Genomic DNA, 26,154 nt, shown 5'->3' with positions numbered 1-26,154 from the left:
CTCCACCCTACGGAAGCCCTTTCCGGGGTCCGCCGCAACGTCAGGTTTGCTCGGTAAGGGCCTCTTCGCCCGCGAAATGGCACGCGCTGGGGTGGGCGGAACCCTCCCTCGCTTCCAGGGCCGGTTCCTGTTCCGCGCAGACGTCCCGGGCCTTCCGGCAGCGGGTACGGAACCGGCAGCCGGACGGCGGGTCCAGCGGCGACGGCGGCTCCCCCTCCATCTGGATCCGCCCCGTCCAGCCGGGCGCGTCGGGGTCCGGGACGGGGACGGCCGACAGCAGCGCCTGCGTGTACGGGTGGGTGGGGTGCTCGTAGATCTGGGTCTCGTCGCCGGTCTCGACGACCTTGCCGAGGTACATCACGGCGACGCGGTCGGAGATGTGGCGGACGGCGGCCAGGTCGTGCGCGATGAACACGTACGCCAGGCCCAGCTCCCGCTGCAGCTCGGCGAGCAGGTTCATCACCTGCGCCTGCACGGACACGTCCAGCGCGGACACCGGCTCGTCGCACACGATGACGTCGGGCCGCAGCGCGAGGGCGCGGGCGATCCCGACGCGCTGCCGCTGCCCGCCGGAGAACTGGTGCGGGTACCGGCCGACGTGGCCGGGGTCGAGGCCGACCAGCTCCAGCAGGTCCCGGACGCGCCCGCGCCGCTCGCCCTTCGGCGCGACCTCCGGGTGGACGGCGAACGGCTCCCCGACGATGTCGCCGACGGTCATGCGGGGGTTCAGGGACGAGTACGGGTCCTGCAGCACCATCTGGACGCGGCGGCGCAGGGCCCGCAGCTCGGATCTCGGCATCGCGAAGATGTCGCGGCCCTCGAAGCGGACCGTCCCGGCGGTGGGACGTTCGGCGGCGAGCAGCAGCTTCGCCAGGGTCGACTTCCCGCAGCCGGACTCGCCGACGACGCCGAGGGTCTCGCCGCGGCGCAGCTCCAGGTCGACGCCGTCCACGGCCCTGACCCGGCCGACCGTCCGCCTGATCACCACGCCGCGGGTCACCGGGTAGTGCTTGACGATGCCCTCCACCTGGAGGATCGGGGGCACATCACACGGATCCGGCACCGGGAACCTCCTGTTCGGCGTGGACCTCGGCGGCGAAGTGGCAGGCCGCGTCGTGCCCGGGCGCCACGGTGACGAGCGGCGGCCGCTCCACCGCGCAGACCGCCTCGGCGCGCGGGCAGCGCGGATGGAACGGGCAGCCGGGCGGCAGCGCGGCCGGGTCCGGCGGCGCGCCAGCGATCGGGACGAGCGGCCCGCCGCGCCGGTCGAGGCGCGGCACCGACGCCAGCAGCCCGCGCGTGTACGGGTGCGCGGGCCGCGCGTACAGGTCGCGGGCGGGCGACTGTTCGGCGACCGACCCCGCGTACATGACGACGATCCGGTCCGCGACGCCGGCGACGACGCCGAGATCGTGGGTGATCAGCACCATGCCCATGGTCAGCTCGTCCTGGAGCCCGGCGAGCAGCCGCATGATCTGCGCCTGCACGGTCACGTCGAGGGCGGTGGTCGGCTCGTCCGCGATCAGCACGTCCGGCTCCAGTGCCAGCGCCATCGCGATCATGATGCGCTGGCGCATGCCGCCGGAGAACTGGTGCGGGTGGTCGCCGAGGCGCCGCGCCGCGGACGGGATCCGCACCCGCTCCATCAGCTCGACCGCCCTGTCCCTGGCGGCGCGGCGGCCGAGGCCGCGGTGCACCCGGTACATCTCGCGGAGCTGGTCACCGACGGTGAACACCGGATTGAGCGCGGTCAGCGCGTCCTGGAAGATCATCGCGATGCGGTCGGCGCGGTAGGCGCGGCGGCGCCGCTCCGGCAGGCCGAGCAGTTCCACGCCGCGCAGCCGCACCGACCCGCGCTCGACGCGCGCGGGCGGCGTGTCGAGGATGCCCATCACGGCCTGCGCCGCGACGCTCTTGCCCGACCCCGACTCGCCGAGGATCGCGACGGTCTCCCCCTCCGCGAGGGTGTAGGACAGCCCGTTCACGGCGCGGACGTCCTGGCCGCGCACGCGGAAGCGGACGTGCAGGTCGTCCACCTGGAGGAGCGGCGCGTCCGGGCGCGGCGCGGGGACCAGATCGCCCTTCCTCGGTTCGGCTGTCATGGGCGTCACCGCAGCTTCGGGTCGAGGGCGTCGCGGGCGGCGTCGCCGAGCAGCAGGAAGCTCAGCACCGTCGCCGACAGGAACGCCGCGGGGAAGATCAGCAGGTGCGGGTGGTCGAGGAAGGAGTCCTTCGCCTGGCCGAGCTGCAGCCCCCACGACACCTGCGGGTACTGCAGGCCGACGCCGAGAAAGTCCAGCGTCGCCTCCCCGACGATCACGTTGCCGACGTTGAGGGTGGCGACGACGATCACCGGGGCGACCGCGTTCGGCAGGACGTGCCGCGCCATGATCCGCCCGTCGGACGCGCCGAGCAGCCGCGCCGCCCGCACGTAGTCGGCGTCGCGGACGGCGATGACCTGCCCGCGCATGATGCGGATCATCGTCGTCCAGCCGAGCAGCACCAGCACCAGCGTCATCGCCCACACGCCGTGCCCGGGGAACGCGACGAGGATGACCGTGGCGCCGAGCACGAACGGCAGCCCGAAGAACACGTCGGTGAGCCGCGCGACGAGGGTGTCCACGAGGCCGCCGTAGTAGCCGGCGAGCGTCCCGAACAGCACCGCGATCAGCAGCGCGAACAGCGTGACGGCGACGCCGATCAGCAGGGTCGGGCGGGCGCCGTGCACGACGTGCGCGTAGAGGTCGCAGCCCGCGATGTCGGTGCCGAACCAGTGGTCGCCGGACGGGCCGAGCCCGGAGATGTTCGGGTCGCAGCCCTCGTTGGCGGCCGTGGCGGTGAACAGCCCCGGCAGCGCGGCCATCACCGCGACCACGGCGAGGATCGCCGCCGAGCCCCAGAAGACCCGGCGCCGCCGCAGGTCGCGCCACGCGTCGTCCCACAGCGAGGCCCGGCCGACCTCGCCGCCCGCGGCGGCCACCGCCGTGGCCTCACTCATAGCGGATCCTCGGGTCGAAGATCCCGTACAGCAGGTCCACGAGCAGGCTGACGAGCAGGAAGATCAGCACCAGCACGGTGACCGCGCCGACCACGACGGGCCCCTCCTTGAGCTGGATCGACTGGAACACCTGCTGGCCGATGCCGGGCAGGTTGAAGATGCCCTCGGTCACGATCGCGCCGCCCATCAGGTTCCCGAAGTCGACGCCCAGATACGTCACCACGGGGATCAGCGAGTTGCGCAGCGCGTGCCGCCCGACGACCCGCGTCCGCGACAGGCCCTTGGCGCGGGCGGTGCGGACGTAGTCGGCGCGCAGGTTCTCGGCCAGACCCGTCCGGGTCAGGCGTGCCACGTACGACAGGCCGAGCGACCCGAGGACGATGCCGGGCAGCAGGTAGCTCATCGGCCACCCGTCGTCCGTCCCGGCGGTCGGGAAGATCTGCCAGCGCAGGCCGAACAGGATCTGCGCGAGGGAGCCGATGACGAACACCGGCACCGCGATCACCAGCGTCGTCCCGCCGAGGACGAGGGTGTCGGCGAGCTTCCCGCGCCGCAGGCCCGCCCACACCCCGAGCACGATCCCGATGAGCAGCTCGAAGATCCAGGCGGTGATCGCGAGCTGTGCGGTGACCGCCCAGCGGCCGCCGAGCATCTCCGACACGCTCTGCCCGGTGTAGTTCTCGCCCAGGTCGCCCTGGACGAGCCCCCACATGTACTTCGCGTACTGCACGAGCAGCGGGTCGTCCAGGTTGTACTTGTCCCGGAGCGTCCGCAGGACGTTCTCCGGGACGGGCTTGTCCCCGGCGAGCGCCTGGATCGGGTCTCCGGGCAGCGCGAACACCATCGCGTAGATCAGCAGCGTGGTCCCGATGAAGACCGGGACCGCCTGCAGGAGCCGCCGGACCGTGTACCGCCACATCGCCGGCTACTTCACCGTCACGTCGGTCGCGACAAGGCCCGTCGAGTACGGGGTGATCGTGACGTTGCCGACGTTCTCGGAACGGCCGCCCTGGCCCGCCCACGTCCACAGCGGGATCATCGGCATCTCGCGGATGGCGATGTCCTCCGCCTGGTTGTAGAACCTGATGCCCTCCCGCGGGTCGGCCGTCCGGTTGGCCTTGGCGATCAGGTCGTCGAACGCCTTGCTCGTCCAGCCCATCCGGTTGGCGGCCGAGCTCCACATGTTCTCCAGGTAGTTCTGGGCGCTCGGGTAGTCGGCCTCCCAGTTCTGCCGGTACGGGCCCTTCTCCCCGCGCTCGCGCAGCATGGAGAAGTAGTCGGACGCGGGCACCTGCCGGAACTGGATGTCCTTGATGCCGAAGGTGTCGCGCAGGGAGTTCGCCACGATCCGCATCCACTGGGCGTAGGTCGGCTGCGCGTTGGAGAAGTACAGCTCCAGCGTCCCGCTGAACCCGCCGGCCTTGGCGAACAGCTGCCTGGCCTTGGCCGGGTCGTGGGTGCACGGCTCGCCGCACGCGTTCGGCCGGTGGCCCTCGATGATGGCGGGGAGCAGGGAGTCGGCGGGGATGTAGTCGCCGTTGTAGACGGCCTTGTTGATGCCCTGCCGGTCGATGGCCATCGAGATCGCCCTGCGCAGGTCGGCGCTGGCGAACCGCTTGTCCCACACCGGGAAGCCGAGGTAGTCGATCGTGCCCGTCTCGCGGGGCAGGAACCGGTCGCCGAGCAGCCGTTTCGCCTCGGCGACCTTGGCGGACGGGATCGTCTGCAGCACGTCGATCCGACCCGCCCGCAGGTCGGTGTACGCGGTGTCGGCGCTGGAGTAGCTCTTCCAGATCACGCCCTTGTTCCGGGGCTTGCGCGGGCCGGTGTAGCCGGAGAACGCGACGAGCTTGATCTGCTCGTTGCGTTCCCAGTTCCCGTCCATCTCGTACGGGCCGTTGCCGATCGGGTGAGTGTCGAACGCCTTGAGATCCTTCAGCCCGGCCTTCGGCATCGGCGCGTAGGCCGGATAGGTGAGCAGCATCGGGAACTGGCTGAACGGGTCGTTCAGCGAGACCTTCAGGGTGTGCTGGTCGACCACGTCGACGCCGGACAGGGTGTCGGCCTCCGGTTCGGCGTTCCGGCCCTCGGGGTTCAGCTCCTCGTACCCCTTGATGTACGAGAAGTACTCGTTGGTGGCCATGGCGCCGGGCCCGTAGGCGGCGTTGTTCCACGCGTCCGCGAAGCTCTGCGCGGTCACCGGCTCGCCGTTGTGGAACCTCTGCCCGGGCCTCACCTTGATCGTCCAGACCCGCTGGTCGCCGGACGTGACGGACTCGGCGGCCAGCGGCACGGCCCTGCCGCCCGTGTCGAGCGTCATCAGGTTGTCGAACAGCTCGCTGATCACGTCGAAGGCGTAGCTGCTCGTGGTGTTGGCGGGCACCAGGTGGTCGGGCTCGGAATGGCCGGCCGTGAACACGCCGTCGCTCGCCCCGGCGTCGCCGCCGCCGCAGGCCGACAGGCCGAACGGCGCGGCGAGCGCCACCGCGGCGAGCCCCGCGGCCTTCAGCCGGGCACCCCCGCCGGCACCCCTCTGACTGGTCATGCTCCTCCTCGCCCCGTCGCTCCGTCGCGCGGACGGCACGCTCGGCCGACCCCCGCACCTAGATTGGTGGCAGCCGCGTACTCGCGGTGACCGTTCGGACACGCCGCTGACGGAGTCGAGACCGGATCGAGACGTTCTTGATCATCCATTGACACAGGTCAGCGGCGGAGGAAAATGAAGCCTTGCTGCGAAAGGGAGCCATGGGGGTAGGCGTGCGCGACGAGCCGCCCGGCGCGGCCGGACCGGCGGCGGCCGGGGCGGGCGCGGAAAGGGCGGCGGCCGAGGCGGCGGCGATCTGCGCCGATCTCATCCGCTTCGACACCACGAACCGGGGCGAGGGGGTGGCCCACCCGGAACGGCCCGCCGCCGAGCACGTCGCCGTACTGCTGGACGACGTCGGCGCCGACCCGGTGATCGTCGAGTCCCGGCCGGGCCGCGCGAGCGTGCTGGCCCGCGTGCCCGGCGGCGACCCGTCCCATCCGGCGTTCCTGATCCACGGGCATCTCGACGTGGTGCCCGCCGACCCGTCCGAGTGGACGGTCCCGCCGTTCTCGGGCGAGGTGCGCGACGGGTGCGTGTGGGGGCGCGGCGCGGTCGACATGAAGGGCACCCTCGCGATGACGCTGGCGACCGTCCGGCGGCGGCTGCGGGAGGGCCGGCGCACCCGCGGCGACCTGGTGCTGGCGTTCCTCGCCGACGAGGAGTGCACCGGCGACCACGGCTCCCGGTACGTGGCGCGCGAGCACCGCGGGTACTTCGAGGGCTGCACGGAGGCGATCAGCGAGTCCGGCGGCTTCAGCGTCACCGCGCGGGAGTTCGGCGAGGGCGCCGAGACGCGGATCTACCCGATCGCGACGGGCGAGCGCGGCACCGCCTGGATGCGGCTGACGACCCGCGGCACCGCGGGCCACGGCTCCAAACCGGCCCCCCGCAACGCGGTGGCGGAGATCGCGCACGCGGTCTCCCGGATCGCCTCGCACGAATGGCCCGTCCGCCTGACCCCGGGCGTCCGCGCCCTGCTGGACGGCCTGGCGGACGCGCTCGGCACGTCCATCGACGTCGACCGCCTCGACGCGGAGGCCGAACGCCTCGGCGGCGTCGGCCGCCTGTTCGAGGCGACGATCCGCAACTCGGCCAACCCGACCCGGCTCGACGCCGGCTACAAGGTCAACGTCGTGCCGGGCACGGCGACCGCCGAGGTGGACGGGCGCTACGTGCCGGGCACGGGCGAGGAGTTCCTCGCCACGATCGACCGGCTCCTGGGCCCGAAGGTCACCCGCGAGTTCATCAGCCACGAGCGGGCCCCGGCCGCGGATCCGGCGGGCCCGACCTTCGCGGCGCTCGCCGGCGCGCTCCGCGCCGAGGACCCGCTCGCCCGCCCCGTCCCGTACGTGATGGGGGGCGGCACCGACGCCAAGGCGTTCCACCGCATCGGCATCGCGAGCTTCGGCTTCGCCCCGCTGCTCCTCGGCCCGGACCTCGACTATCTCGGCATGTTCCACGGCGTGGACGAACGCGTCCCCGTGGACGCCCTGGCCTTCGGCACCCGCGTCCTGGACCGCTTCCTCGACACCCGCTGACCCGCCCGCCAGGCGGGGTAGAGATCAGATGTGGACTTCTCCAGTGCGGCCGATGAGCTCTACGGCGTCCGGCCGGCCGACTTCGTGGCGGCGCGCAACCGGCTGGCCCAGGACGCGAAGGCGGCGGGCGACGGGCCGCTCGCCAAGCGGATCGGGGCGCTGCGGCGCCCGACGCTGTCGGCGTGGGCGGTGAACCTGCTGTCCCGCAGGGCGGCCGACGACCTGGGGCGGCTGCTGGACGTCGGCGCCGAGATGCGCGAGGCGTGGGGCTCGGGCGGCGGGCTCGGCGATCTGGAGCAGCGCAGGGCCCGGCTGGTGGGGTCGCTCGTGCGCACCGCGGGCGGGCTCGCGTCGGACGCGGGCAATCCGCTCCGTGAGCAGGCCGGCCGGGAGGTGGAGGACACGCTGCAAGCCGCCACCGTGGACCCCGGCATCGCCGACGAGGTGCGCGAGGGACGGCTGACGCAGCCGCGCAGCCACACCGGTTTCGTCCCGGCGGGCTTCCCCATGGCCCCCGGCGGCGAAGAGGAGCGGGCGAAACCCGAGCCCGAGGAGAAGGCACCGAAGAAGGAACCGAAGAAAGAGAAGAAGGCCAGGCCCGCCCCGGCGAAGTCGAACGTCACGCGGACGAGCGCGGCGCGGGCGCGGAGGGCGGAGACGCTGCGCAGGCGGGCCGAGGACGCGGACCGGAGGCTGGCCGAGCGCGCGGAGCGCGCCGACGCGGCGAAGTGGGAGGCGGAGGAGGCGTCCGCGGCGGTGGGACGGCTCCGCCACGAGCTGGAGCGGGCCGTCGCCGAGCGGGACGCGGCGTCCCGCCGGGCCGAGCGCGCCGAGCAGAACCGCGCCCGCGCGGAGGAGGCGGCGCGGGAGGCACGCGAGGCCGCCCGGGACGCGCGCCGGGCCGCCGACCGCGACGCCCGCCACGGCTGAGCCAGGCGGATCCCCCGCGGCCTGCCGAATCGCCTGTGCCCGCCGAGGGTGCCGGGACCGATGAGTTTTCGCCGGCCCGCGAGTCTGCACCATCGCATCGCCGCGTTCTTCCCCAGGGTCTCCGCCTCGGCGGGCGGCCCGGCGCGGCGGCCCGGTGACCGTGTCGTGGCCTTGACGGGGGGACGCCACGGCGCGGTCATCGGCGCGCCCACGGGACGAGCAGGCCGGATCGGCCCGTCAGCAGTTCGGCGTGCAGACGCGCCTGGACATGGCCTCCAGCAGCAGCCGCTTGCTCTCCGCCGGCGTCCGCGCGACCTGGACGATCCCGTGCGTCGCCTCGGCGAGCTTCGTCAGCTCGGCCACGTTCACGTCGTCGCCGAAGCCCTGCAGGATGACCTGGACGGGCTGCGTCGCGTCGTACCCGGCGCGGAGGTCGGCGAGGGTCCGGTCGAAGCTCGGCCCGCCCGGGTGGTCGTTGCGGCCGTCGGTGAAGACCAGGACGGTGTTGACCATCTCCGGTTTGTAGGTGAGCTTCACCTCCCGGAACGCCGCGAGCAGCGTCTCGTACAGCGCGGTGTCGCCGCTCTCCTTCACGCGCAGGCGGCCGAGGTCGCTCAGGATGCGCTGCCGCTGCGTGACGGACCCGACGCGCGTGCCGAGCGTCGCGATCGGCACGCGTTCCGCCCAGTTCTGGGAGCCGCGCAGGTCGGTGGAGAACTCCCAGACGCCCAGCTCGCTGTCGTCGGCGAGCAGTTGCAGCCCGGTCTGGCCGACCTGCGCGGTGGCCTGGAGCCGGTTGAGCCCGGGCGAGACCTCCTCCCCCATCGAGCCGGAGATGTCGAACAGGACGAGCAGCCGGGTCGGCAGCGACAGCCGGGCGTAGGCCTGCGTGATCCGCTGCACGTCGTCGGCGGCGGGCGTCCACGACGGCTCGGCGGGCCCGATGCCGAACCCGTGCCCGCTGAGGTCGGCGCGGGTCCGCTCGCCGCGCAGCTCGCGTTCGAGCTTCTCCGCGGCGGTCACGCGGTCGCCGTCCGCGGTGACGATCATGAACGGGTAGTCGAGCGAGAGCGTCCCCTCCCTCGGGACGGCGCCGTAGGCGCGCACGCCGGGATTCGCGCGGTTGTGCCGGAAGACCGACTGCTCGGACGCGACGACGACCGCCCCGTCCCTGGCGGCGCCCGCGGTGGCGAACGCCTCCTCCACCGTCGGCGCGGCGGTCTCCCTGATCGCGCGGACGAGCCCGGTGAAGACCGCCTTGCCGTCGGGGACGTCCGCGACCAGGCGGTCCGCCATCAGCAAGGCCACCAGGCCGGCGGCGCTGCGCGAGGGGTCGGGGACCTGGGGGCGCGGGCCGCGGGCCCTGGACTCCGGCCGCCCGCCGGCGGCGGCCGCGGCCGGTCCGAGCAGCAGGTTCCAGGTGGGCTCCGCCGGGGCCGCCGTCGCCAGCACGACCGGGGTGTTGGCGATCGACGGCCGCACCTCCTCGGGTTCGGCGAAGGCCGTCCAGAGGACCGAGTCGGGGATCCACACGTCCGGCCGGTCGCCGCCGCCCCGGCCGGACAGGAGCGTGCTCACGGCGGACGGCTCGGCGCGCCGGAGCCGGGCCCGCGCGCACGTGCCGGTGGAGCCGTCGAACCGCCGGACGGCGGCGGTCAGCGCGGGCACGATCTCCGGCGCCACCGCGACGTCCAGGGTGATGCGGTCCTCGGCCGCGCAGCCGGCGATCTCGGCGAACGCGTACACGCCGATCCCGGTCAGCGCCAGGACGCCCGCGATCGCGGCGGCGAACGTGACCATCGGCCGGCCCCGGGTGCGTCCGCTCATCGATGCCCTCGTTCCGCCGGGTCGCCGAGATGGCAGAGACCGCCCCCGAGCCCGCGGGGATCACGGCCGGCGCTGCCGTGACGCGGGCCTCTGCATTAGATGAAAAGGGCGAGAAAGCTGTCAAGATTCATGAATCTTTTGCTCCATATCGCTTGAATAACCGCCGATCGCCCAACTGCCGTCATTTCGTCGTGGCGGGCCCGGCGGCCGACGCGTGCGGCGGGAAAGTTAGGCTGATTGCCCGATTTCCCCGGCGGAAGGAGCGGCGATGACGGTCGCCTCCGAGTTCACTGCGATCACGTCCGCGGAGGAGCTGCGCGGGCTGCTCGGCGCGCCGATGCGGCGGGCGGTCGAGAAGGAGCGCGTCGCGCTGCACGAGCGCGACCTCGACTGGCTCGCCCGGTCCCCGTTCTGCCTGATCGCGACGAGCGACGCCGACGGGAACTGCGACGTCTCCCCGAAGGGCGACCCGCCCGGGTTCGTCCATGTCATCGACGGCACGACGATCGCCGTGCCGGACCGTCCCGGCAACCGGCGCGCCGACGGCTTCCTGAACGTCCTGAGCAACCCGCACGTCGGGCTGATCTTCCTCATCCCGGGACGCGGCGAGACGCTGCGGATCAACGGCCGGGCCGTGCTCGTCCGGGACGCCCCGTTCTTCGACGAGATGGTCGTCAAGGGGCACCGCCCGGCGCTCGCCCTGGTCGTGGAGATCGAGCAGATCTTCTTCCACTGCGCGAAGGCGCTGATGCGGTCGAAGCTGTGGAAGCCGGAGACCTGGGAGCCGGACGCGCTGCCGTCCCACGCCCGCATCGTCAAGGACGTCCAGCGCACGGACGAGACCGTCGAGGAGCTCGAGCGGTACTACTCCGAGGCGAACTACACGAAGAAGCTGTACGACAATTGACCCGCCTCGCCCCGCACGGCGGACGGGGAAGGGTCGACCCCCGCGCCAACCCGCGCGGGGGCCAGGTCGGGCGGCCTCCCGGTTCCCCGGTCAGCCGCTCTTGCGGCGGAACTGCCGCTGGTGGTCGGCACGGTCGTGCTTGCCGCGCACCTTCGAGCCGCCCCTTCCGGCGCCGCCGGTGTTCTTGCCCGCCGCTCCGCGCTTGCGTTCCAGGGCCTCCCGGAACCTGCGCTTCACGTCGTCCTCTCCGTCTTCTGGTTCTCCTGACGAGTCGGTCATGCGGACCTCCAGCTCTGTAGGGGCACTCCTAGCCTCACATACCCAGCGGAACGTGGCCATCCGTACACGCCGAGAAGATCATCTCGGGAGATTCCGCCATAAACCGACCAGCCGAGAACGATCTCTCCTAGGGTTCGTACCCGTGGATTCGCAGAAGCCGCGGGCCGAGCCCGGGCACCCGCCGCTGGAGGCGCTCGCCGTCCAGCCGCTGCTGAACCGCGACTACGAGTCCCGTCCCGCGGTCTTCTACGAGCGGCTCCGCGCGGAGTACGGGCCGGTAGCGCCGGTGGACGTGCTCGGCGTGCCGGCGTGGCTCGTCATCGGCTACTCGCAGACGCTCGACATCCTGCGCGACACGCGCGGGATCTGGAGCAGGCGCGTCGACGCGTGGCGCGCGTACCGGGAGGGCGCGGTCCCCGCGGACTGGCCGATGCTGCCGGTGGTCGAGTCCGGCAACTCGGGGTTCCGCGACGGCGCCGACTCCACCCGGCTCCGCGCCGCCTGGAGCGAGGGGCTGCGGCCGTTCCAGGACCGCTCCAGGACCGAGGCGAAGGCCCTCGAACGGGCCGTCCGGCAGTACGCCGACGAGCTGATCACCGTGCTGGCGGAGAGCAGCGGCCGCACCGGCTGGGCCGACCTGTCGGCGCAGTACGCGCGGCCGCTGCCGCTGATGGTCATCGGACGGCTCCTCGGCGACGGCGCGGACGGCGACGACGAGCTGATCATCGACCTGTGGCGGGTGATGGACGCGGGCCCGGACGCGCAGGAGGCGTCCGACCGGCTGACCGCCCGCGTCGCGGGCGTCTGCGCGGCCCGGGTGGACAAGCCGGGCGCGGACCTCCCCTCGTACATGCTGGCCGCCGCGCCCGACCTGACCGCGGACGAGCTGACCCGCGAGATGGCGATGATGACGGGGCTGGTCGGCGACGTCACCGGGACGCTGATCTGCAACACCATCACCGAGGTCCTCATCGGCGAGACCGGCGCGCGCGACAGCCTGTCGGCGGGGATGATCCAGGAGGCGATCAACCGGGCCACGGCCGCCAACCCGCCGATGGCCAACCTGGCGTTCCGGTGGGCGAAGGCGGACGTCCGCGTCGGCCGGTTCCAGATCGCGGCCGGCGACCCGGTCCTGGTGTCGCCCGCCGCCGCCCACCTGGACCCGGCGTTCACCCGGACGTCCGCGCCCGACTCGATCTACAGCTCCCGCGCGCACCTGGCGTGGGGCGCGGGCCCGCACGCCTGCCTCGGCCGCGACCTCGCCACCACGGTCACGACGATCGCGGTGGAGCGGCTGTTCGAGCGGTTCTCCGCGCTGCGGCTCGCGCTGCCCGCCGACCAGCTTCCGTGGCGCTCGTCCCCGCTCATGCGGGGCCTGCGGTCGCTTCCGGTCACCTTCGAGCTGGCCGCCGGCCCGCCCGAGCCGCCCGCGCGGCCCGCCCCGGCGGACGAGGAGCCGGAACGGGAGGCGCCGCCCGAGGACGAGCCGAACTCGCTGGCGCGCCGCGTCCTGCGGATGATGCGCCTGTAGCGACGGCCGCTCCCCGCCGCATGTTTGGGCACGCCCGCCCGGGAACGTTCTCGCGCAGGGAGGTCGAAGGATGCCAGACAAGAGCGACAAGCACGGCCCGAAGCTGGACGAGGAGATCGGCCGGGAGACGCACGGCATGGTCAGCGGCGGTCACTCCACGCACGCCGAGGAGTTCAAGGAGACCGAGCCGTTCTCTGACGACCACCCCGCGGACCCGACCGCGACGTCCGCCGGTGAGCGTGAGGGCTCCCCGCCCGGGATGAGCGCGGGGGACGTCGAGGGCCGCAGCGCGCTCGCCCGGCTGCTCAGCGGCGTCCGGTACCCGGCGCGGCCGAACGAGCTGGTCCGGCACGCGGCCGAGGGCGGCGCGCCCGACGCGGCGGTCGAGGAGCTGCGGACCCTGCCCAAGCGGGAGTACGAGAACGTCGCCGACGTGGCCGAGGAACTCGGCTACGGCCGCGAAGAGCGGCGCTACTGACCGGCTGAGCGTTCGCGCAGGAGGGGGATCTGGCCGCCGGCGGCGACGAGGTCCCGCTGGCGCGGCGACAGGCGGTGGCGCGCCCGGTACGTCTCGCCCCTGGTCGTGTTGCGGACCTCGATGACGGTCCCGGCCCTGAGCCCCTCGCGGACGTGCTCGACGCGCAGCACGTCCCCCTGCGCGACACGGTCGTAGTCGGCCTCGTCGGCGAATTCGAGCGGCAGGATCCCGAAGTTGACGAGGTTCTGCCAGTGGATGCGCGCGTACCCGCGGGCGAGGACGAGCCGGAGCCCGAGGTGGCGGGGCGCGATCGCGGCGTGCTCGCGCGAGGACCCCTGGCCGTAGTTGCGGCCGCCGACGACGGCGTGGGTCCCGGCCGCCCGCGCCCGCTCCGGGTAGCCCTCGTCGAGCCGGGTGAAGGCGAAGTCCGCAAGCCGGGCGATGTCGCTGCGGAACGGCAGGGCACGGGCGCCCGCCTGGAGGATCTCGTCGGTCGAGACGTCGTCGCCGACCTTGATGACAACGGGGATCTCCAGCTCGTCCGGCAGCGGGTCCAGCCCCGGCAGGACGCCGATGCTCGGCGCCTTCTCCAGCGCGACGCCGCGCGCCTCGTCCGCGGGCGGCGGCGCCTCGAGCATCTGCCGGTTGACGCTGGACCTGCGCGGCGGCCGGACGGCGGGCGGCTCCATGTCCAGGTCGCGCGGGTCGGTGATGCGGCCGGTGAGCGCCGCCGCGGCGGCGGTCTCCGGTGAGCAGAGCCAGACGAGGTCGTCGCTCGTGCCGGACCGTCCGGGGAAGTTGCGCGGGAACGTCCGCAGGCTGTTGCGTCCGATGGCCGGGGCCTGCCCCATGCCGATGCAGCCGAGGCATCCCGCCTGGTGGATGCGGGCGCCCGCCTGGAGCAGGTCGGCCGCCGCGCCCATCCGGGTCAGGTCGAGGAGGATCTGCCGGGACGTCGGGTTGACGTCCAGCGACACCGCCGGGTGCACCTGGCGGCCCTTGACGATCGCCGCGACGGCCGCGAAGTCGCGCAGCCCGGGGTTCGCCGACGACCCGACGACCACCTGGTGGACGTCCTCGCCCGCCGCGTCCCGCACCGGGACGACGTCGCCGGGCGAGCCGGGCCGGGCGATCAGCGGCTCCAGGGACGGCAGGTCGATCTCCTCGGTGACGTCGTAGGACGCGTCCGGGTCGGCGACGATCTCGGTGAAGTCGTCCTCGCGTCCCTCGCCGCGCAGGAACTCCAGCACCCGATCGTCGGACGGGAACACCGTCGTCGTCGCGCCCAGCTCGGCGCCCATGTTCGCGATGACGTGCCGGTCCATGGCGGTCAGCGACGCGAGCCCGGGGCCGTGGTATTCGATGATCCGGTTGACGCCGCCGCGCACGCCGTGGCGCCGCAGCATCTCCAGGATCACGTCCTTGGCGCTCAGCCAGGGCGGGAGCTCTCCGGTCAGCCGGACGCCCCAGATCTCCGGCATCGTCACGTACAGCGGCTCCCCGGCCATCGCCATCGCGGTCTCCAGCCCGCCGACGCCGACCGCGAGCATGCCGAGCGACCCGGCCGCGCAGGTGTGGGAGTCGGACCCGGCCATGCTTGCGCCGGGCACGCCGAACCGCTGCATGTGCGTCGGATGCGACACGCCGTTGCCCGGCCTGGAGTACCACAGCCCGTACCGGCGGCACGCGGACCGCAGGAAGATGTGGTCGGCCATGTTGCGCTCGTCGGCCTGCAGCAGGTTGTGGTCGACGTACTGGACGGACACGTCCGTCCGGACGCGGTCGAGGTCGAGGGCCTCCAGCTCCAGCATGACCATCGTGCCGGTCGCGTCCTGGGTGAGGGTCTGGTCGACGCGGATCCCGATCTCGGCGCCGGGCGTCATCTCGCCGCTGACCAGGTGCGAGGCGATCAGCTTGCGGGCGACACCGCGGCCCCCGCCTTCCGCTGCCCCGGCGCTCACGGCTGGGTCCCCCGTTCCTTCGGGGTCCGGTCGTCACCGGGGACGCTCTCGACCGGGTGCGGCTCGTGGACGTCCCTGGTGGAGGGCCTGCCGCACCATTGGCTGAGGGCGTCGCGGATCGCGGCGGCCCGCCGGTCGGGCGCGGTCTCGTCCGTCGCCCAGGCGATGTAGCCGTCCGGGCGGACCAGCGCCGTCGTCCGGGTCGCCCTGCCCGCCAGCGCGCAGTGCACGCGCCCGGCCCACCGCTTGGCCGCCAGGTAGGTGACCGCCGGGTCGTTCGCCGCGACGACCAGCACGAACAGCCCGTCGCCGAGCAGCCCGTACAGCCGGCCGGGGCCGCCCGCCAGCGGGACGTCCGGTGCGCGCCGTCCGGTGAGGCGGTGGGAGCCGCGCGGCGCCGGGTAGGCGATGTCGATGCCGGAGACCGCGCCCGCGAGCCGCCGCGCGACCGGCCGGACGTGGGTCGCCGCCCACACGCCCGCGGTCCGCGCCTTGCGCAGCCACGGCGGTTCGGCGAGAGCGCCCCGCAGGATCGCGCCGCTGCCGCGCAGGACGAGCCGCCCGACCGGGTGCCGCTCCTCGTGGTAGCTGTCGAGCAGCCACGACGGCGCCCAGCCCGACAGTTCCGCGGCGAGTTTCCAGCCGAGGTTCGCGGCGTCCTGGATCCCGGTGTTCATGCCCTGCCCGCCCGCCGGGGAGTGGACGTGCGCGGCGTCGCCCGCGAGGAACACGCGGCCGACCCGGTACTTCGGCACCTGCCGCTCGTCGCTGTGGAACCGGGACGTCCAGCGCGGGTCGTGCATCCCGTGGTCGGTGCCGAGCGCGCGGCGCGTCACCTCGCGCAGCTCGTCCATGTCGACGGGCTCGGAGTCGGGCGCCTGGTGGCGGCGGTTCCACGCGATCACCCGGTACCAGCCGTCCCCGAACGGCGCCAGGAACACGAACGCGTCGCCGGTCGAGGCGGCGGTCAGCACGTCGCCCGGCGCGTCCCGCAGCCGGACGTCGGCGAGCATCACCGACCGGACGGCCGCGTGGCCGGGGAACGGCAGCCCGAGCTCGCGCCGGACGGTGCTGCGGACGCCGTCGGTCCCGACGACGTAGGACGCGCGGTGCGTCCCCGCCGCGCCGCCGGAGGCCCGCACGTCGACGTCGACGCCCGCCGCGTCCTGGCGGAGCCCGACGGCCTCGGCCCCGTACACGATCTCCGCGCCCGCGGCGAGGGCCCGTTCCCGCAGGACGCGTTCCGTCTCGTACTGCGGTGTGACCAGCAAAAACGGGAAGCGGCCCGGGAGCCGCGACAGGTCGAGGCTGGTCGCCCCCAGCAGCCGCACCGCGCCGACGCGCTCGCCCGCGGCGACGAGGTCGTCCGCGACGCCGCGCGCGTCCAGCATCTCCAGCGTCCGCGCGTGCACGGCGAACGCCCGCGTCAGGTTGCTCGTCTCCGCTTCGCGCCGTTCCAGCACGGTGCAGCCGATCCCGGCGGCGGCGAGGTCGCCGGCCAGCAGCAGCCCGGTGGGGCCCGCCCCCACGATCAGCACGTTCCCAGTCTGCTCGCCGGTGGGCGACATCCCGCTCCCCTCTCGGCTCGACGGCGGGCACGATCCCTCGCTCAGGGGACTTCCCACGAACCGCCGCTCCTCACCGGATCCGGCGCTCGCGTCCCGCCCATTCCCTCTCGCGGAGCTGGAACTTCTGGATCTTGCCGGTGGACGTCTTCGGCAGCTCGGCCACGAACTCCACCGCGTCGGGCGCCTTGAAGCGCGCGAGACCCGTCCGGACGTGGTCGATCAGCTCGGCCCCGGTCGCGGCGTGCCCGTCGCGGAGGACCACGAACGCCTTCGGACGCTCGCCCCACTTGTCGTCCGGAACCGCGACGACGGCGACCTCCAGGACCGCGGGGTGCGAGTCGATCGCACGCTCGACCTCGACCGTGGAGATGTTCTCGCCGCCGGAGATGATGATGTCCTTGGACCGGTCGCGCAGCTCGACGTAGCCGTCCGGGTGGCGGACGCCGAGGTCGCCGGAGTGGAACCAGCCGCCGCGGAACGCGTTCGCGGTGGCCTCCGCGTCCTCGTGGTAGCCCTTCATGACGTTGTTGCCGCGCATGACGATCTCGCCGAGCGTCGCGCCGTCCGCCGGGACGTCGGCCATGTCGTCGTCGACGACGCGGAGGCCGTCGGTCTGGATCATGCCGACGCCCTGCCGGGCCAGCAGCCGGGCCCGGTCGGCCGCGGCCAGCCCCGGCCAGCCGGGCTGCGGCTCGCACACCGAGTACGGCCCGTAGGTCTCGGTCAGCCCGTACACGTGCACGATGTCCGCGCCGAGCCCCTCCATCTGCGCGATGATCGTCGGGCTGGGCGGGGCACCCGCCGTCGTCACGGTCAGCGGCCGCTCCAGCGGGTGCGCCTCCGGCGCGTTCGCGATCGTCACCAGGACGGTCGGCGCGCCGTTGAGATGCGTGACGCCCTCGGCGTCGATGAGCCGCCACACCTCCCCGGCGACGACGGCGCGCAGGCACACCTGCGTCCCGCCGATGGCAGCGAGCGCCCACGGCGTGCACCAGCCGTTGCAGTGGAACATCGGCAGCGTCCACAGGTAGACGCTGGCGGGCGTGTGCCGCGAGTGCACCACCTCGCCGAGCGCGTTCAGGTACGCGCCCCGGTGCGTGTAGACGACGCCCTTGGGGCGTCCCGTGGTCCCGGACGTGTAGTTGATCGAGATGGCGGCGTTCTCGTAGTCGACGTCCCAGGGCAGCGGATCGTCCGAACCGCGCGCCAGCAGCTCCTCATAGGTGACGCCGCCGACCGCCGGGTCGGGTTCCGCGCCCGCCGCCGGGACCGTGACGACCTCGGGCAGCCCGCCCGCGAGCGGCGCCACGGACGGATGCAGGCCCGCGTCCACGACCAGCGCCTTCGCTCCGGAATGGCCGAGGATATAGCGGATCTCGTCCGGGGCCAGCCGGGTGTTGATCGCGACGAGGACGGCCCCGGCGAGCGGCACGGCGAAGTGCGCGACCAGCAGCTCCGGCACGTTCGGCGCCAGGTACGCGACGCGGTCCCCCGGCCCGATGCCCGAGGCGCGCAGCGCGTTCGCGAGCCGGGTCGTCTCGGCGGCGAACTCCGCGTACGTGGCGCGGCGGTCCCCGTACGCGTAGGCCGTCTTGCCGGGAAACACCTCCGCGGACCGGTTCAGGAACGCGAGCGGAGTGAGCCCCGTAAAGCCCGGACCGTTGTTCATGGGAGCCTCCACAGCCGTCGGCCGAGGCCTGCAGCGGCACCCTCGGCATGGGATGTGACCTGCGTCCCAAGGATGGCACGCGGACGCCGGCGAGCGTCCGGCTAGGGCGCGGCGTGGCGCGAGGTCTCCAGGCCGAGGTGGATGCGGTACCGGTCGGCCCGGTACGTGGCGAAGGCGACCTCGGCGCAGGTCCCGCGGCTGAACGTCCGCTGCCGTAGGAGGAACACGGTCTCGCCCGGCCTGATGCCGAGCAGCCCGGCCTGGCGGGCGTCCGCGGGGCCCGCCTCGATGGTCTGCTCCCCCGCGTCCATGAAGATCCCGAACTCGCTCTCCAGCACCGCGAACAGCGACGACTCCGGCGCGCGGCGCTCGAACAGGTCGGGCGCGAGGGACGCCGGGATGTGCGCGCGCTCCACCGCCATCGGCTCCCCGTCGGCCAGCCGCAGCCGCTCCAGGACGTGCACGGCGATCCCCGGGGAGGCGCCGAAGTACCCGGCCAGGCGCGCGTCCGCCGCGATCGTCCGGGTCTCGAGGTCGCGGGACGCCGGCTCCATCCCGCGGGCGCGCATGTCCTCGGTGAACGACACCAGCTCCTTCGGCATCTGCACCTTGGGACGGGCCACGAACATGCCCTTGCCGGGGATGCGGCGGAGCCGGTCCTCGGCGACGAGCAGGTCGACGGCCTGCCGGACGGTCATCCGCGACACCCCGAACCGCCGGCACAGCTCGCGCTCGGACGGGACGGGCGCGTCCACCGGCAGCCGCTCCTGTTCGATCATGTGGAGCAGGATGGCGCGGAGCTGCATGTACTTGGGCGAAGGCGCGGAGGGATCGATCACCCTTCATGCATATCCGATCGCCGGTCAGGACGGTCCGGATTCGCCTGTCAGAATCGCCACTGCGCCGACGGTGGCGTAGCCGCGCCATTCCAAGTCGGCGGCGGGCGAGTAGCTCGCGAAGTCGACCCGCCAGCCGCCGTCGTCCTGCTGCCGCTCGACCAGCCGCCGCAGCTCGGCGGCCACGACCTCCGGGGCGAACAGCGCGCGGGCGAGCCGATCCGGGAAGGGGGCGAAGTCGAGCGGCCGCATCATCTCGTCCTCCAGTCCGCCCTGGACGTGGACGAGCCCGCTGTCCGGGATGTGCTTCCCGAGCAGGCCGATGACCTCGGTGTCGCGGACGGCGTCGGCCAGCCACAGCGCGAACGCGAGCTCCAGCGCGTGCAGCTCGTCCTCGGCCCGTTCCTTGGCCCGGACGCTGTCGAGGCAGTAGCGGGTGGCGCGGTCGAGCCACGGATGCTCGGCGACGGCCTTGTCATGGACGGCGACGCGCTGCGCCATCGCCGCCACGACAGCCGTGATCTGCAGGGAGGACGTCTCCGGATCGGCACCCGCCCAGAACGGCGCGCAGCCCGCGGGATCGGGGACGTGCAGCCCGAACGGCACGCCGCCGTCCGGGAGCGTCACCGACTCCAGCCAGTCGCAGAGCGCGACCGCCTCCGGGGCCGTGTCCGGGGCGAGTTCCGCGAAGACCTCGAACGCGTGCAGGGCGGGGCCGGGCTGGCTCGTCCGCGACCGCAGATCGGGTTCGAGGCCGTGCCCGTAGCCGCCGTCCGGGTTGCGGTAGGCGTTCAGGGCGGCCAGCAGCGCGTCGCGGTCGCCGTCGCCCGTCAGCAGCTCGAACCGGCGGCGGTCGAGCGTGCGCGCGTGCGTGGCCATGAAGTCGGATGCCTTGTCCAGGTCCATGACTCCAGCGTGACCGCCGCCTCCCCGTCCGTCTTGTAGCTTTCGGCCATCACCAGGTAAGGAACGGCTCTCGGAACGGGGATCACGCAGCACCGCCCGCGCGTCGGCGTCCCCCCGGAGATGATCGGCCACCGTGGCGGGCGGGCCGGAAAACGGAATGCGCCGGACGAACGGCACGGCCTACCCTGGCGGCATGGAGGTCGCCTTCGAACGCACAGGTCAGCGCCGGTACGCGACCGTGATCACCCTGCCCGGCGGGCATCCGCGCCGGATGGACCCCGCGCCCGGTTTCGACGAGAACATCCCGCACGACCTCGTCCACTACCTGACCGAGGCCGAGCTCGGCCTCTCGTCCGGCGTCTTCGGACGCGCCGCGGCGGGCGGTGGCGGCTTCACCGAGACGGCCGAGACCCCGGGCGACCCGCGCAAGCGGGCCCGGGCGCAGCGCAAGCTGAGGAAGCGCGAAGCGTCGCTGGGCAAGGCCGACCGCGGCGACATGGCCACGTCCGAGTACTTCGCGGGCATATGCGACGTCGCCTGGCGCCGCCGCGCCGGCGCCGCCACCCCCGTCTGGGCCAACGGCAGGACGCTCCCGCCCGAGGACGCCCCCACCGTCGACCGGATCCTGAACCGCCTGGACGAGCTCGCCCCGCTCTGGCACGACCTCCCGATCGGCGGCGCGCTCACCTTCACCTGGCCGCACCCAACCGCGACCGTCCGGCCCCCGGCTGGCGACCAGCCACCGCCTGGCGGCGCTGACGGCTAGCCTGCGCGCAGCGCGAGGCCCAGCGCCCGGAACTGCTCCACCGGCCGGTGGTAGCCGCGCTCGATGTGGTGCACGCCCCGCAGCGTGGACGGGCCCTCCGCGACCGCCGCGGCCAGCACGGCCGAGAACCCGGCCCGGATGTCGGGCATGGTCACGTCCCCGCCCCGGAGCTTGGTGACCCCGCGCACCACGGCCGAATGGAGCGCCGCCGTGTCGTGGTAGCGGCAGGCGGGACCGCCCAGGCAGGTGTCGTAGACCTCGATCTCGGCGCCCATGCCCTGCAGCGCGGGAACGTAGGCCAGCCGGTTCTCGTAGACGGTCTCATGCAGCACCGACATGCCGTCCGCCTGGGTGAACAGCACCATGAGGGGCGTCTGCCAGTCCGTCGCGAAACCGGGATGGGTGTCGGTCTGCACGGCGGCGGGGCTCAGCCCGTCCGGCGCCGACGCCATGATCCACTCGTCCGTGATCTCGAACTCGGCGCCCATCCTGGTCAGCGTCGTGATCGCCGTGACGAGCCGGTCCTGCGGGCATCCGTGCACCCGCACCTCGCCCCGGGTGACCAGGCCCGCCACCAGGTAGGAGAACGCCTCGATCCGGTCGCCCGCGAGGCGCGTCTGCGCCCCGGTCAGCCGCTCGACGCCCTCGACCACGATCCGCCGGTCGGGCGCGAACGAGATCCGCGCCCCCATCCGCTGCAGGAACAGCGCCAGCTCGATGATCTCGGGCTCGGTCGCCGCGTTCCGGATGACGGTCTTCCCTTCGGCCCGCACGGCCGCCAGGAGCACCGTCTCCGTGGCGCCGACGCTCGGATACGGCAGCTCGATCCGCGTCCCCACCAGCCGCGACGCCCGCGCGTGGATCCCGTCGGACTCGATCGTCACCTCGGCCCCGAACGCCCGCAGCGCGTCCACGTGGAAGTCGACCGGCCGCCGCCCGATCGGGTCGCCCCCGACCAGCGGCACGAACGACTCGCCCGCCCGGTGCAGCAGCGGCCCCAGCATCAGGATCGGGATGCGGTTCAACCCGGTGAACGCCTTCCCCACGCTCGGGTCCGACACCGGCCCCGGCACGACGACGACGTCCCCGCCCGACCGCTCCACGGCCATCCCGACGTGCTCCAGCATCCCCGCCGTGATGCCGACCTCGCCGACGTCCGGCGCGTTGCCGATCGTGCTCGGACCGTCCGCCAGCATGGCCGCGACCATGTGCTTGCTGACCGCGTTCTTGGCGCCCCGCACGGTCACGTCCCCGCGCAGCGGCCCGGACGGCTCGATCTGCCACAACTTCTCAGCCATCCGAGCAGCCTACGTCGTCCTGGACGGACACCCGGCAAACTCGGAGCGAACCAAGACGAAAGCGCCCCCCGCTCGCCCTCCCCCAGCACAGCGGCGCCTGGGCAAACGCCCGAATTCGCGGCGTCGCCCCATCGCGCGCATCATGGGCCAATGATCGAGTCGTCTCCTCCCGGCGAAGCGCTCACATGGGCCGCACGTGCAGCCGGTGAGCCCGTGCGGGTAGTCCGCCGTCTGCCACCGCGCCCGGCGGCGACACGCTGACGGCCCACGGCCACCGCCTCGCCGAGGCCGAGCAGGTCCTCACCCACTACGACTTCTGGTCAGGAAACGTCCTGTGGGACGACGGAGCCCTCACCGGCGTCATCGACTGGCCGGGCGCCTCCCGCGCACCACGCGGCTTCGACGTCGGCTGGTGCCGCCTCGACCTGGTCCTGCTCCACGGCCCGCGCACAGTCGAGACGTTCACGAACGCCTACCAGAACGCGGCAGGCCGACCCATCCTCGACCTCCCGCTCTGGGACGTGTTCGCCCTCACCAACTCCCACCACGCGGTCGAGACCTGGCCGCCCAACTACCACGACCTGGGCCGAACGGACCTGACCGCCGAAGACCTCCGCGAACGCCATACCGCCTGGACCGACCAACGCCTCCCCCTCTGCCCCTAGCCGAGATCGTCCAAAGAGGCTTCGAAGACAAGCTCGCGGCCTCGCTCGGCCACCCGCACGAAGCCGAGACCGCCGATGGAGGCGAGCGACGCGAGGTTCCCACGGTCGATGGTCGCCCGCACTCTGCTGACCCCTGGCTCGGCACCGGCCCGGCGCAGCAGTTCACGGAGTATCGCCTTGCCGTGGCCGCGCCGCCGGTAGGCGGGATCCACGGAGTACCCGACCTCCACGGTGCCAGTAGCATCCGGCCGTCCGTGAAATCCGCCATGGCCGACGGCCACAGCCCCGGCCATCGCCAGGTGGATGCTCCATGGTGCGCTGGCGGGGTCGGACGTCAATTGGTCAAGTCGCAGCCGCCAGACATGCCTCAACTCGGGACCGGCGAAGTACCCGGGCAGTTCATGTCCGAGGAGAGACCCGGCACCCACCAGGTCGCCCCGCGAAAGCGCCGCGAGAACAGACGGCGGCAGCCCAACGAGTCGCACGATCACAGCATGCCGCACGCCCCTGCGTCGATCACGTGCACCGGACGACGCTAGACCGTCCGGGCGGCGTTCTCCGTCCAGGAGTCGGCCAGGAGGCACAGTTCGTCGAGCGCGGTTTCGACGCGTTCCCGGTCGCCCGTGGTGAGGATGTCGGTCTGCAGTCCGGAGTAGGCGCCGTTGAGGTAGGTGGCCTTGACTCGGGCCTGCGCGGGGTCGAGACCGCGGGCGACGAGCGCGCGGGCGACGAACTCGGCCCGGTCCGTCAGGAACTTCGGGACCCGGTCGCCGAGCCGCCCGGCCGCCGCCAGCCCCTCGATCTCGCGGACGAGCCGGGTATGCGCGACGTTCTCGGGCGCGAGATGGCGATACCAGGAGTCGCGGACGATGGCGCCGATGCCCCGCCCCAGGTCGTCCCAGCCCTCGGTGGCGCGAAGCTGCTCGTGCTGGACGTCGTCCAGTCGTTGCAGCAATGCGGCGAGAAGGTCGTCCTTGTCGGCGAAGTGGTGGGTGAGGACGCGCGTGCTCTGCCCGAGCGCCTGGGCGATGGGACGCATCGACAGCCCGGACATCCCGTGCTCGGCGAGGTGGTCGAGGACCGCGTCGAGGATCTCGGTGCGGCGATGCGGATCGCGCGGCCTGGCCACGGCTGGGTCTCCTTCGTCCCGGGGACGTCCATCCTATAGGGAAACAAGTGTTACCTTAATGGCCATGCCCATCTTCCGACGCCCCTCGGGCGGCGGGCTCCGGCTCGCCGCGCTGGCCCTGACCGCCTTCACCCTGCAGACGGACGACTTCGTGATCGTGGGCGTGCTCCCGTCGATCGCGCGCGGCCTCTCGGTCACCGAGACCGCCGCCGGGCAGCTCGTGACCGCCTTCTCCGTCATCTGCGCCGTCGTCGCGCCCGTCGCGGCGGTGGCCACCGCGTCCTGGCCGCGGCGCCGCCTGCTCGCAGGCGGGATGCTGCTCTTCTGCGCCGCGAACCTCGCCGTCCCGCTCGCCACGTCGTATCCGGCGCTGATGGCGCTGCGGGTGCTCGCCGCGCTCGCCGCCGCCGTCGTCCTCCCGACGGTGTTCGCGGTGACCGCCGCGCTCGCCCCGCCCGGACGCCAGGGCCGCGACCTCGCCACCGTGATGGCGGGGCTGACCGGTGCGGTCGTCGCCGGTGTACCGGCCGGGACGTGGATCGGCGCGGCCTTCGGCTGGCAGGCGACGTTCGTGGCGAACGGTCTCCTCGGCGTCGCCGCCCTGGCCTTCCTGCTCGCCGCACTGCCCGACGTCGCTCCCCCGCCCGCCGCCGGGTTGGCGGAACGGCTCCGCCCGCTCGCGCGCCCCACGTTGCTGTTCGTCCTGCTCGCCGCCGTCGTCGCGGTCCTGGGCAACCTGCTGTTCCAGACCTACCTGGGCCCGTTCCTCGCGGACGTGGCAGGCGTGGACTCAACCGGGCTCGGCTGGCTCCTGCTACTGGCCGGCGCCGCAGGCATCGCGGGGGCACGTCTCAGCGGCACCCTGGTCGACCGCATCGGCCCAGCGTGGACATTCGCGCTCGCCGTCACCGTCTTCACCACCGCTATGGCGTGCCTGGCGCTGTCCTGGACGCTGCGTCCGGCACATGTCGCGCTGGTCGCCCTGCCCCTCGTCGTATGGTCAGCCGCCGCGTGGGCGGTTCCGCCGCCGGTCCAGGCGCGCGCCCTGGCCTTCGCCGGAGCCCAGGCGGGACCCCAGGCGCTGGCACTCGTCAGCAGCGCCGTCTACCTCGGCGCCTCCCTGGGCGCGGGCCTCGGCGGCTGGCTGCTCGGCGTCATCGGCTCGGGTTCGCTCCCAGTCGCGGCCGCCGCCTGCGCCATCGCCGCCCTGGCGTTGTTCGCCCTGGCCGGACGCGCCGCGCCAGCACCCGACACAGTCCCCGGACGGACGGAAGCCGAGACCCAACGCACAACGATCTGAACGTTCCAAAATGACCGTGGCCGCGCCGGTGCAAAGTGTGTGGGTTGGCACCGGCGCGGCCGTGGGTTCGACCCAAGTCGAACGGTCCAATAATCCCCCATCACACGGTGCACATGCGTCGCACCCCCACATAACGACGATCTTGCAGGTCGGCGGCATCGACACGCCTACAGGCTTGAAGAGGCCACCCACTGGGGACGCCGAGCGGGCATCCATCGAGACTTACGACCACGGCTGTGAAGCCCGCCGACTCACGGTGACCGGGAGGATGGCAGGACCTCGTCACGTCCGCCCTATCCTGGATAAATGATCAACACGGGGCCGGACTGGGAACAGCGCATCGCCGACCTGTGGGCCAGCTTCGACGACCACGAGCCTGAGGACTTCCTCGCAAAGGTCAAGGAACTCACCGACGAACGTCCGGCCGACGACGCCGTGGCCCATTACGAACTGGCGTCGGCGCACGACTCGATCGGCAACGAGGCCGAGGCCGCGACGCATTACCGGGAGGCGTTCGCCGCCGGCCTCACGGGGTCGCGACGGCGCCAGGCGACGATCCAGTTCGCCAGCACCCTTCGCAACCTCGGCCAGGCCAAGGAAAGTGTCGAACTGCTCACCGCGGAACGCGACGCGGTCTCCGACGAACTCGACGACGCCGTAACCGCATTCCTGGCCCTCGCGCTCACCGACCTCGGACGAGACCGAGAGGCGGCCTCGCTCGCCCTCGGAGCGCTGTCACGCCACCTTCCGCGATACAACCGTTCGCTTTCCAACTACGCGAAAGCACTTCTGAAAGACTGACCTACCACAGAAATAAGAAAGGCCCCGCCGTGTCGGCGGGGCCTTTCTGTGTGATATGTGTCCGGCGGTGTCCTACTCTCCCACACAGTCTCCCATGCAGTACCATCGGCGCTGAAGAGCTTAACTTCCGGGTTCGGGATGGGACCGGGTGTTTCCCCTTCGCCAAAACCACCGAACGCC

Annotated in this window: 24 protein-coding genes, 1 rRNA gene and 1 pseudogene; 10 read left to right on the top strand and 16 right to left on the bottom strand. The window is 72.9% G+C overall.

Annotated features, from left to right (window positions below; all coding sequences use genetic code 11):
- Positions 1 to 40: 40 nt before the first annotated feature.
- The 5 genes from ETD83_RS12490 to ETD83_RS12470 are packed head-to-tail and all read right to left on the bottom strand — an operon-like array spanning position 41 to position 5,543.
- Entirely contained in the window at positions 41 to 1,063 is a 1,023-nt protein-coding gene (locus tag ETD83_RS12490) for an ABC transporter ATP-binding protein (protein ID WP_230420853.1), read from the bottom strand.
- Positions 1,047 to 2,102 (bottom strand): ABC transporter ATP-binding protein, encoded by a 1,056-nt coding sequence (locus tag ETD83_RS12485; RefSeq protein WP_138645261.1) that lies wholly within the window; start codon positions 2,100 to 2,102, stop codon positions 1,047 to 1,049. Before ETD83_RS12485 ends, ETD83_RS12490 begins: the two co-directional genes overlap by 17 nt.
- Positions 2,103 to 2,107: 5 nt before the next feature.
- Positions 2,108 to 2,998 carry an ABC transporter permease gene (locus ETD83_RS12480; RefSeq protein WP_138645260.1) on the bottom strand — a complete coding sequence of 297 codons (891 nt, stop codon included), beginning with the start codon at positions 2,996 to 2,998 and terminating at the stop codon, positions 2,108 to 2,110.
- On the bottom strand, positions 2,991 to 3,917 hold the full coding sequence (locus tag ETD83_RS12475) for an ABC transporter permease (protein ID WP_138645259.1): 927 nt from the start codon (positions 3,915 to 3,917) through the stop codon (positions 2,991 to 2,993). Before ETD83_RS12475 ends, ETD83_RS12480 begins: the two co-directional genes overlap by 8 nt.
- Positions 3,918 to 3,923: 6 nt before the next feature.
- Positions 3,924 to 5,543, bottom strand: a complete 1,620-nt coding sequence (locus ETD83_RS12470) for a peptide ABC transporter substrate-binding protein (RefSeq protein ID WP_138645258.1) — start codon at positions 5,541 to 5,543, stop codon at positions 3,924 to 3,926.
- A gap of 200 nt (positions 5,544 to 5,743) precedes the next feature.
- On the opposite strand from ETD83_RS12470, the gene ETD83_RS12465 reads away from it, so the two are divergent.
- Complete coding sequence (locus ETD83_RS12465; protein ID WP_138645257.1) at positions 5,744 to 7,123, top strand: M20/M25/M40 family metallo-hydrolase; 1,380 nt, start codon at positions 5,744 to 5,746, stop codon at positions 7,121 to 7,123.
- Between the two features lie 30 nt (positions 7,124 to 7,153).
- The gene (locus ETD83_RS12460; RefSeq protein ID WP_138645256.1) at positions 7,154 to 8,053 is read left to right on the top strand and encodes a hypothetical protein; all 900 of its coding nucleotides are present in this window, start codon (positions 7,154 to 7,156) and stop codon (positions 8,051 to 8,053) included.
- Between the two features lie 237 nt (positions 8,054 to 8,290).
- Here ETD83_RS12460 and ETD83_RS12455 read toward each other — a convergent pair whose 3' ends face one another.
- The gene (locus ETD83_RS12455; RefSeq protein ID WP_138645255.1) at positions 8,291 to 9,880 is read right to left on the bottom strand and encodes a substrate-binding domain-containing protein; all 1,590 of its coding nucleotides are present in this window, start codon (positions 9,878 to 9,880) and stop codon (positions 8,291 to 8,293) included.
- 268 nt (positions 9,881 to 10,148) lie between these two features.
- Here ETD83_RS12455 and ETD83_RS12450 point away from each other — a divergent pair, with 268 nt between their 5' ends.
- The gene (locus ETD83_RS12450; protein ID WP_138645254.1) at positions 10,149 to 10,787 is read left to right on the top strand and encodes a pyridoxamine 5'-phosphate oxidase family protein; all 639 of its coding nucleotides are present in this window, start codon (positions 10,149 to 10,151) and stop codon (positions 10,785 to 10,787) included.
- Between the two features lie 90 nt (positions 10,788 to 10,877).
- Here ETD83_RS12450 and ETD83_RS12445 read toward each other — a convergent pair whose 3' ends face one another.
- Positions 10,878 to 11,066, bottom strand: a complete 189-nt coding sequence (locus tag ETD83_RS12445) for a DUF5302 domain-containing protein (protein WP_138645253.1) — start codon at positions 11,064 to 11,066, stop codon at positions 10,878 to 10,880.
- Positions 11,067 to 11,208: 142 nt separating this feature from the next.
- On the opposite strand from ETD83_RS12445, the gene ETD83_RS12440 reads away from it, so the two are divergent.
- Together ETD83_RS12440 and ETD83_RS12435 are read left to right on the top strand one after the other, a co-directional pair.
- Entirely contained in the window at positions 11,209 to 12,597 is a 1,389-nt protein-coding gene (locus tag ETD83_RS12440; protein ID WP_230420852.1) for a cytochrome P450, read from the top strand.
- A 70-nt stretch (positions 12,598 to 12,667) separates the two neighbouring features.
- Complete coding sequence (locus tag ETD83_RS12435; RefSeq protein WP_138645251.1) at positions 12,668 to 13,075, top strand: DUF2795 domain-containing protein; 408 nt, start codon at positions 12,668 to 12,670, stop codon at positions 13,073 to 13,075.
- On the opposite strand, the gene ETD83_RS12430 is transcribed toward ETD83_RS12435, so the two are convergent.
- The 5 genes from ETD83_RS12430 to ETD83_RS12410 all read right to left on the bottom strand — a co-directional run bounded on the left by ETD83_RS12430 (position 13,069) and on the right by ETD83_RS12410 (position 20,015).
- Positions 13,069 to 15,036 (bottom strand): aconitate hydratase, encoded by a 1,968-nt coding sequence (locus ETD83_RS12430; RefSeq protein WP_230420851.1) that lies wholly within the window; start codon positions 15,034 to 15,036, stop codon positions 13,069 to 13,071. The genes ETD83_RS12435 and ETD83_RS12430 overlap by 7 nt on opposite strands.
- Positions 15,033 to 16,604 carry an FAD-dependent monooxygenase gene (locus tag ETD83_RS12425; protein ID WP_138645250.1) on the bottom strand — a complete coding sequence of 524 codons (1,572 nt, stop codon included), beginning with the start codon at positions 16,602 to 16,604 and terminating at the stop codon, positions 15,033 to 15,035. Before ETD83_RS12425 ends, ETD83_RS12430 begins: the two co-directional genes overlap by 4 nt.
- Positions 16,605 to 16,674: 70 nt before the next feature.
- Positions 16,675 to 18,273, bottom strand: coding sequence for a long-chain-fatty-acid--CoA ligase (locus ETD83_RS12420; protein WP_138645249.1), 1,599 nt, complete (start codon positions 18,271 to 18,273; stop codon positions 16,675 to 16,677).
- Positions 18,274 to 18,374: 101 nt separating this feature from the next.
- Complete coding sequence (locus tag ETD83_RS12415) at positions 18,375 to 19,112, bottom strand: GntR family transcriptional regulator (RefSeq protein ID WP_230420850.1); 738 nt, start codon at positions 19,110 to 19,112, stop codon at positions 18,375 to 18,377.
- A gap of 24 nt (positions 19,113 to 19,136) precedes the next feature.
- On the bottom strand, positions 19,137 to 20,015 hold the full coding sequence (locus ETD83_RS12410) for a prenyltransferase/squalene oxidase repeat-containing protein (protein ID WP_138645248.1): 879 nt from the start codon (positions 20,013 to 20,015) through the stop codon (positions 19,137 to 19,139).
- Between the two features lie 193 nt (positions 20,016 to 20,208).
- Here ETD83_RS12410 and ETD83_RS42425 point away from each other — a divergent pair, with 193 nt between their 5' ends.
- Positions 20,209 to 20,781 carry a hypothetical protein gene (locus ETD83_RS42425; RefSeq protein WP_171064162.1) on the top strand — a complete coding sequence of 191 codons (573 nt, stop codon included), beginning with the start codon at positions 20,209 to 20,211 and terminating at the stop codon, positions 20,779 to 20,781.
- Here the strand turns inward: ETD83_RS42425 and murA are convergent.
- The gene (murA, locus tag ETD83_RS12400; RefSeq protein WP_138645247.1) at positions 20,778 to 22,079 is read right to left on the bottom strand and encodes a UDP-N-acetylglucosamine 1-carboxyvinyltransferase; all 1,302 of its coding nucleotides are present in this window, start codon (positions 22,077 to 22,079) and stop codon (positions 20,778 to 20,780) included. The two genes, ETD83_RS42425 and murA, sit on opposite strands and share 4 nt — an antisense overlap.
- Positions 22,080 to 22,336: 257 nt before the next feature.
- Between murA and ETD83_RS45935 the strand changes: the two are divergent.
- Together ETD83_RS45935 and ETD83_RS44370 are read left to right on the top strand one after the other, a co-directional pair.
- Positions 22,337 to 22,561, top strand: a pseudogene (locus ETD83_RS45935) (phosphotransferase); the annotation flags it as partial.
- A 39-nt stretch (positions 22,562 to 22,600) separates the two neighbouring features.
- Positions 22,601 to 22,744: a hypothetical protein gene (locus ETD83_RS44370; RefSeq protein WP_230420849.1), complete on the top strand. Its 144-nt coding sequence runs from the start codon at positions 22,601 to 22,603 to the stop codon at positions 22,742 to 22,744.
- Here ETD83_RS44370 and ETD83_RS44365 read toward each other — a convergent pair.
- Together ETD83_RS44365 and ETD83_RS12385 are read right to left on the bottom strand one after the other, a co-directional pair.
- On the bottom strand, positions 22,741 to 23,172 hold the full coding sequence (locus ETD83_RS44365; RefSeq protein ID WP_268920446.1) for a GNAT family N-acetyltransferase: 432 nt from the start codon (positions 23,170 to 23,172) through the stop codon (positions 22,741 to 22,743). The two genes, ETD83_RS44370 and ETD83_RS44365, sit on opposite strands and share 4 nt — an antisense overlap.
- 107 nt (positions 23,173 to 23,279) lie before the next feature.
- Positions 23,280 to 23,873 carry a TetR/AcrR family transcriptional regulator gene (locus ETD83_RS12385; RefSeq protein ID WP_138645245.1) on the bottom strand — a complete coding sequence of 198 codons (594 nt, stop codon included), beginning with the start codon at positions 23,871 to 23,873 and terminating at the stop codon, positions 23,280 to 23,282.
- A 64-nt stretch (positions 23,874 to 23,937) separates the two neighbouring features.
- Between ETD83_RS12385 and ETD83_RS12380 the strand changes: the two genes are divergently transcribed.
- Both ETD83_RS12380 and ETD83_RS12375 read left to right on the top strand, forming a co-directional pair.
- The gene (locus tag ETD83_RS12380; RefSeq protein ID WP_171064161.1) at positions 23,938 to 25,173 is read left to right on the top strand and encodes an MFS transporter; all 1,236 of its coding nucleotides are present in this window, start codon (positions 23,938 to 23,940) and stop codon (positions 25,171 to 25,173) included.
- Positions 25,174 to 25,479: 306 nt separating this feature from the next.
- Positions 25,480 to 25,974 (top strand): tetratricopeptide repeat protein, encoded by a 495-nt coding sequence (locus tag ETD83_RS12375; protein ID WP_138645243.1) that lies wholly within the window; start codon positions 25,480 to 25,482, stop codon positions 25,972 to 25,974.
- A gap of 59 nt (positions 25,975 to 26,033) precedes the next feature.
- On the opposite strand, the gene rrf is transcribed toward ETD83_RS12375, so the two are convergent.
- Positions 26,034 to 26,150: ribosomal RNA gene (gene rrf / locus ETD83_RS12370) — 5S ribosomal RNA — on the bottom strand.
- Positions 26,151 to 26,154 lie beyond the last annotated feature (4 nt).

The organism is Actinomadura soli, assembly GCF_005889715.1.
Taxonomy (GTDB): domain Bacteria; phylum Actinomycetota; class Actinomycetes; order Streptosporangiales; family Streptosporangiaceae; genus Spirillospora; species Spirillospora soli.
This window is presented reverse-complemented; position numbering and strand designations above follow the sequence as displayed.

What these genes read in the sequence shown, in the direction of transcription:
- ETD83_RS12420 (WP_138645249.1), bottom strand. Translation starts at nt 18,273, where the DNA reads ATGAACAACGGTCCGGGCTTTACGGGGCTCACTCCGCTCGCGTTCCTG.
- ETD83_RS12480 (WP_138645260.1), bottom strand. Translation starts at nt 2,998, where the DNA reads ATGAGTGAGGCCACGGCGGTGGCCGCCGCGGGCGGCGAGGTCGGCCGG.
- ETD83_RS12425 (WP_138645250.1), bottom strand. Translation starts at nt 16,604, where the DNA reads ATGTCGCCCACCGGCGAGCAGACTGGGAACGTGCTGATCGTGGGGGCG.
- ETD83_RS12435 (WP_138645251.1), top strand. Translation starts at nt 12,668, where the DNA reads ATGCCAGACAAGAGCGACAAGCACGGCCCGAAGCTGGACGAGGAGATC.
- ETD83_RS12410 (WP_138645248.1), bottom strand. Translation starts at nt 20,015, where the DNA reads ATGGACCTGGACAAGGCATCCGACTTCATGGCCACGCACGCGCGCACG.
- ETD83_RS12445 (WP_138645253.1), bottom strand. Translation starts at nt 11,066, where the DNA reads ATGACCGACTCGTCAGGAGAACCAGAAGACGGAGAGGACGACGTGAAG.
- ETD83_RS12380 (WP_171064161.1), top strand. Translation starts at nt 23,938, where the DNA reads ATGCCCATCTTCCGACGCCCCTCGGGCGGCGGGCTCCGGCTCGCCGCG.
- ETD83_RS12470 (WP_138645258.1), bottom strand. Translation starts at nt 5,543, where the DNA reads ATGACCAGTCAGAGGGGTGCCGGCGGGGGTGCCCGGCTGAAGGCCGCG.
- ETD83_RS12485 (WP_138645261.1), bottom strand. Translation starts at nt 2,102, where the DNA reads ATGACAGCCGAACCGAGGAAGGGCGATCTGGTCCCCGCGCCGCGCCCG.
- murA (WP_138645247.1), bottom strand. Translation starts at nt 22,079, where the DNA reads ATGGCTGAGAAGTTGTGGCAGATCGAGCCGTCCGGGCCGCTGCGCGGG.
- ETD83_RS42425 (WP_171064162.1), top strand. Translation starts at nt 20,209, where the DNA reads ATGGAGGTCGCCTTCGAACGCACAGGTCAGCGCCGGTACGCGACCGTG.
- ETD83_RS12455 (WP_138645255.1), bottom strand. Translation starts at nt 9,880, where the DNA reads ATGAGCGGACGCACCCGGGGCCGGCCGATGGTCACGTTCGCCGCCGCG.
- ETD83_RS12375 (WP_138645243.1), top strand. Translation starts at nt 25,480, where the DNA reads ATGATCAACACGGGGCCGGACTGGGAACAGCGCATCGCCGACCTGTGG.
- ETD83_RS12465 (WP_138645257.1), top strand. Translation starts at nt 5,744, where the DNA reads ATGGGGGTAGGCGTGCGCGACGAGCCGCCCGGCGCGGCCGGACCGGCG.
- ETD83_RS12475 (WP_138645259.1), bottom strand. Translation starts at nt 3,917, where the DNA reads ATGTGGCGGTACACGGTCCGGCGGCTCCTGCAGGCGGTCCCGGTCTTC.
- ETD83_RS12450 (WP_138645254.1), top strand. Translation starts at nt 10,149, where the DNA reads ATGACGGTCGCCTCCGAGTTCACTGCGATCACGTCCGCGGAGGAGCTG.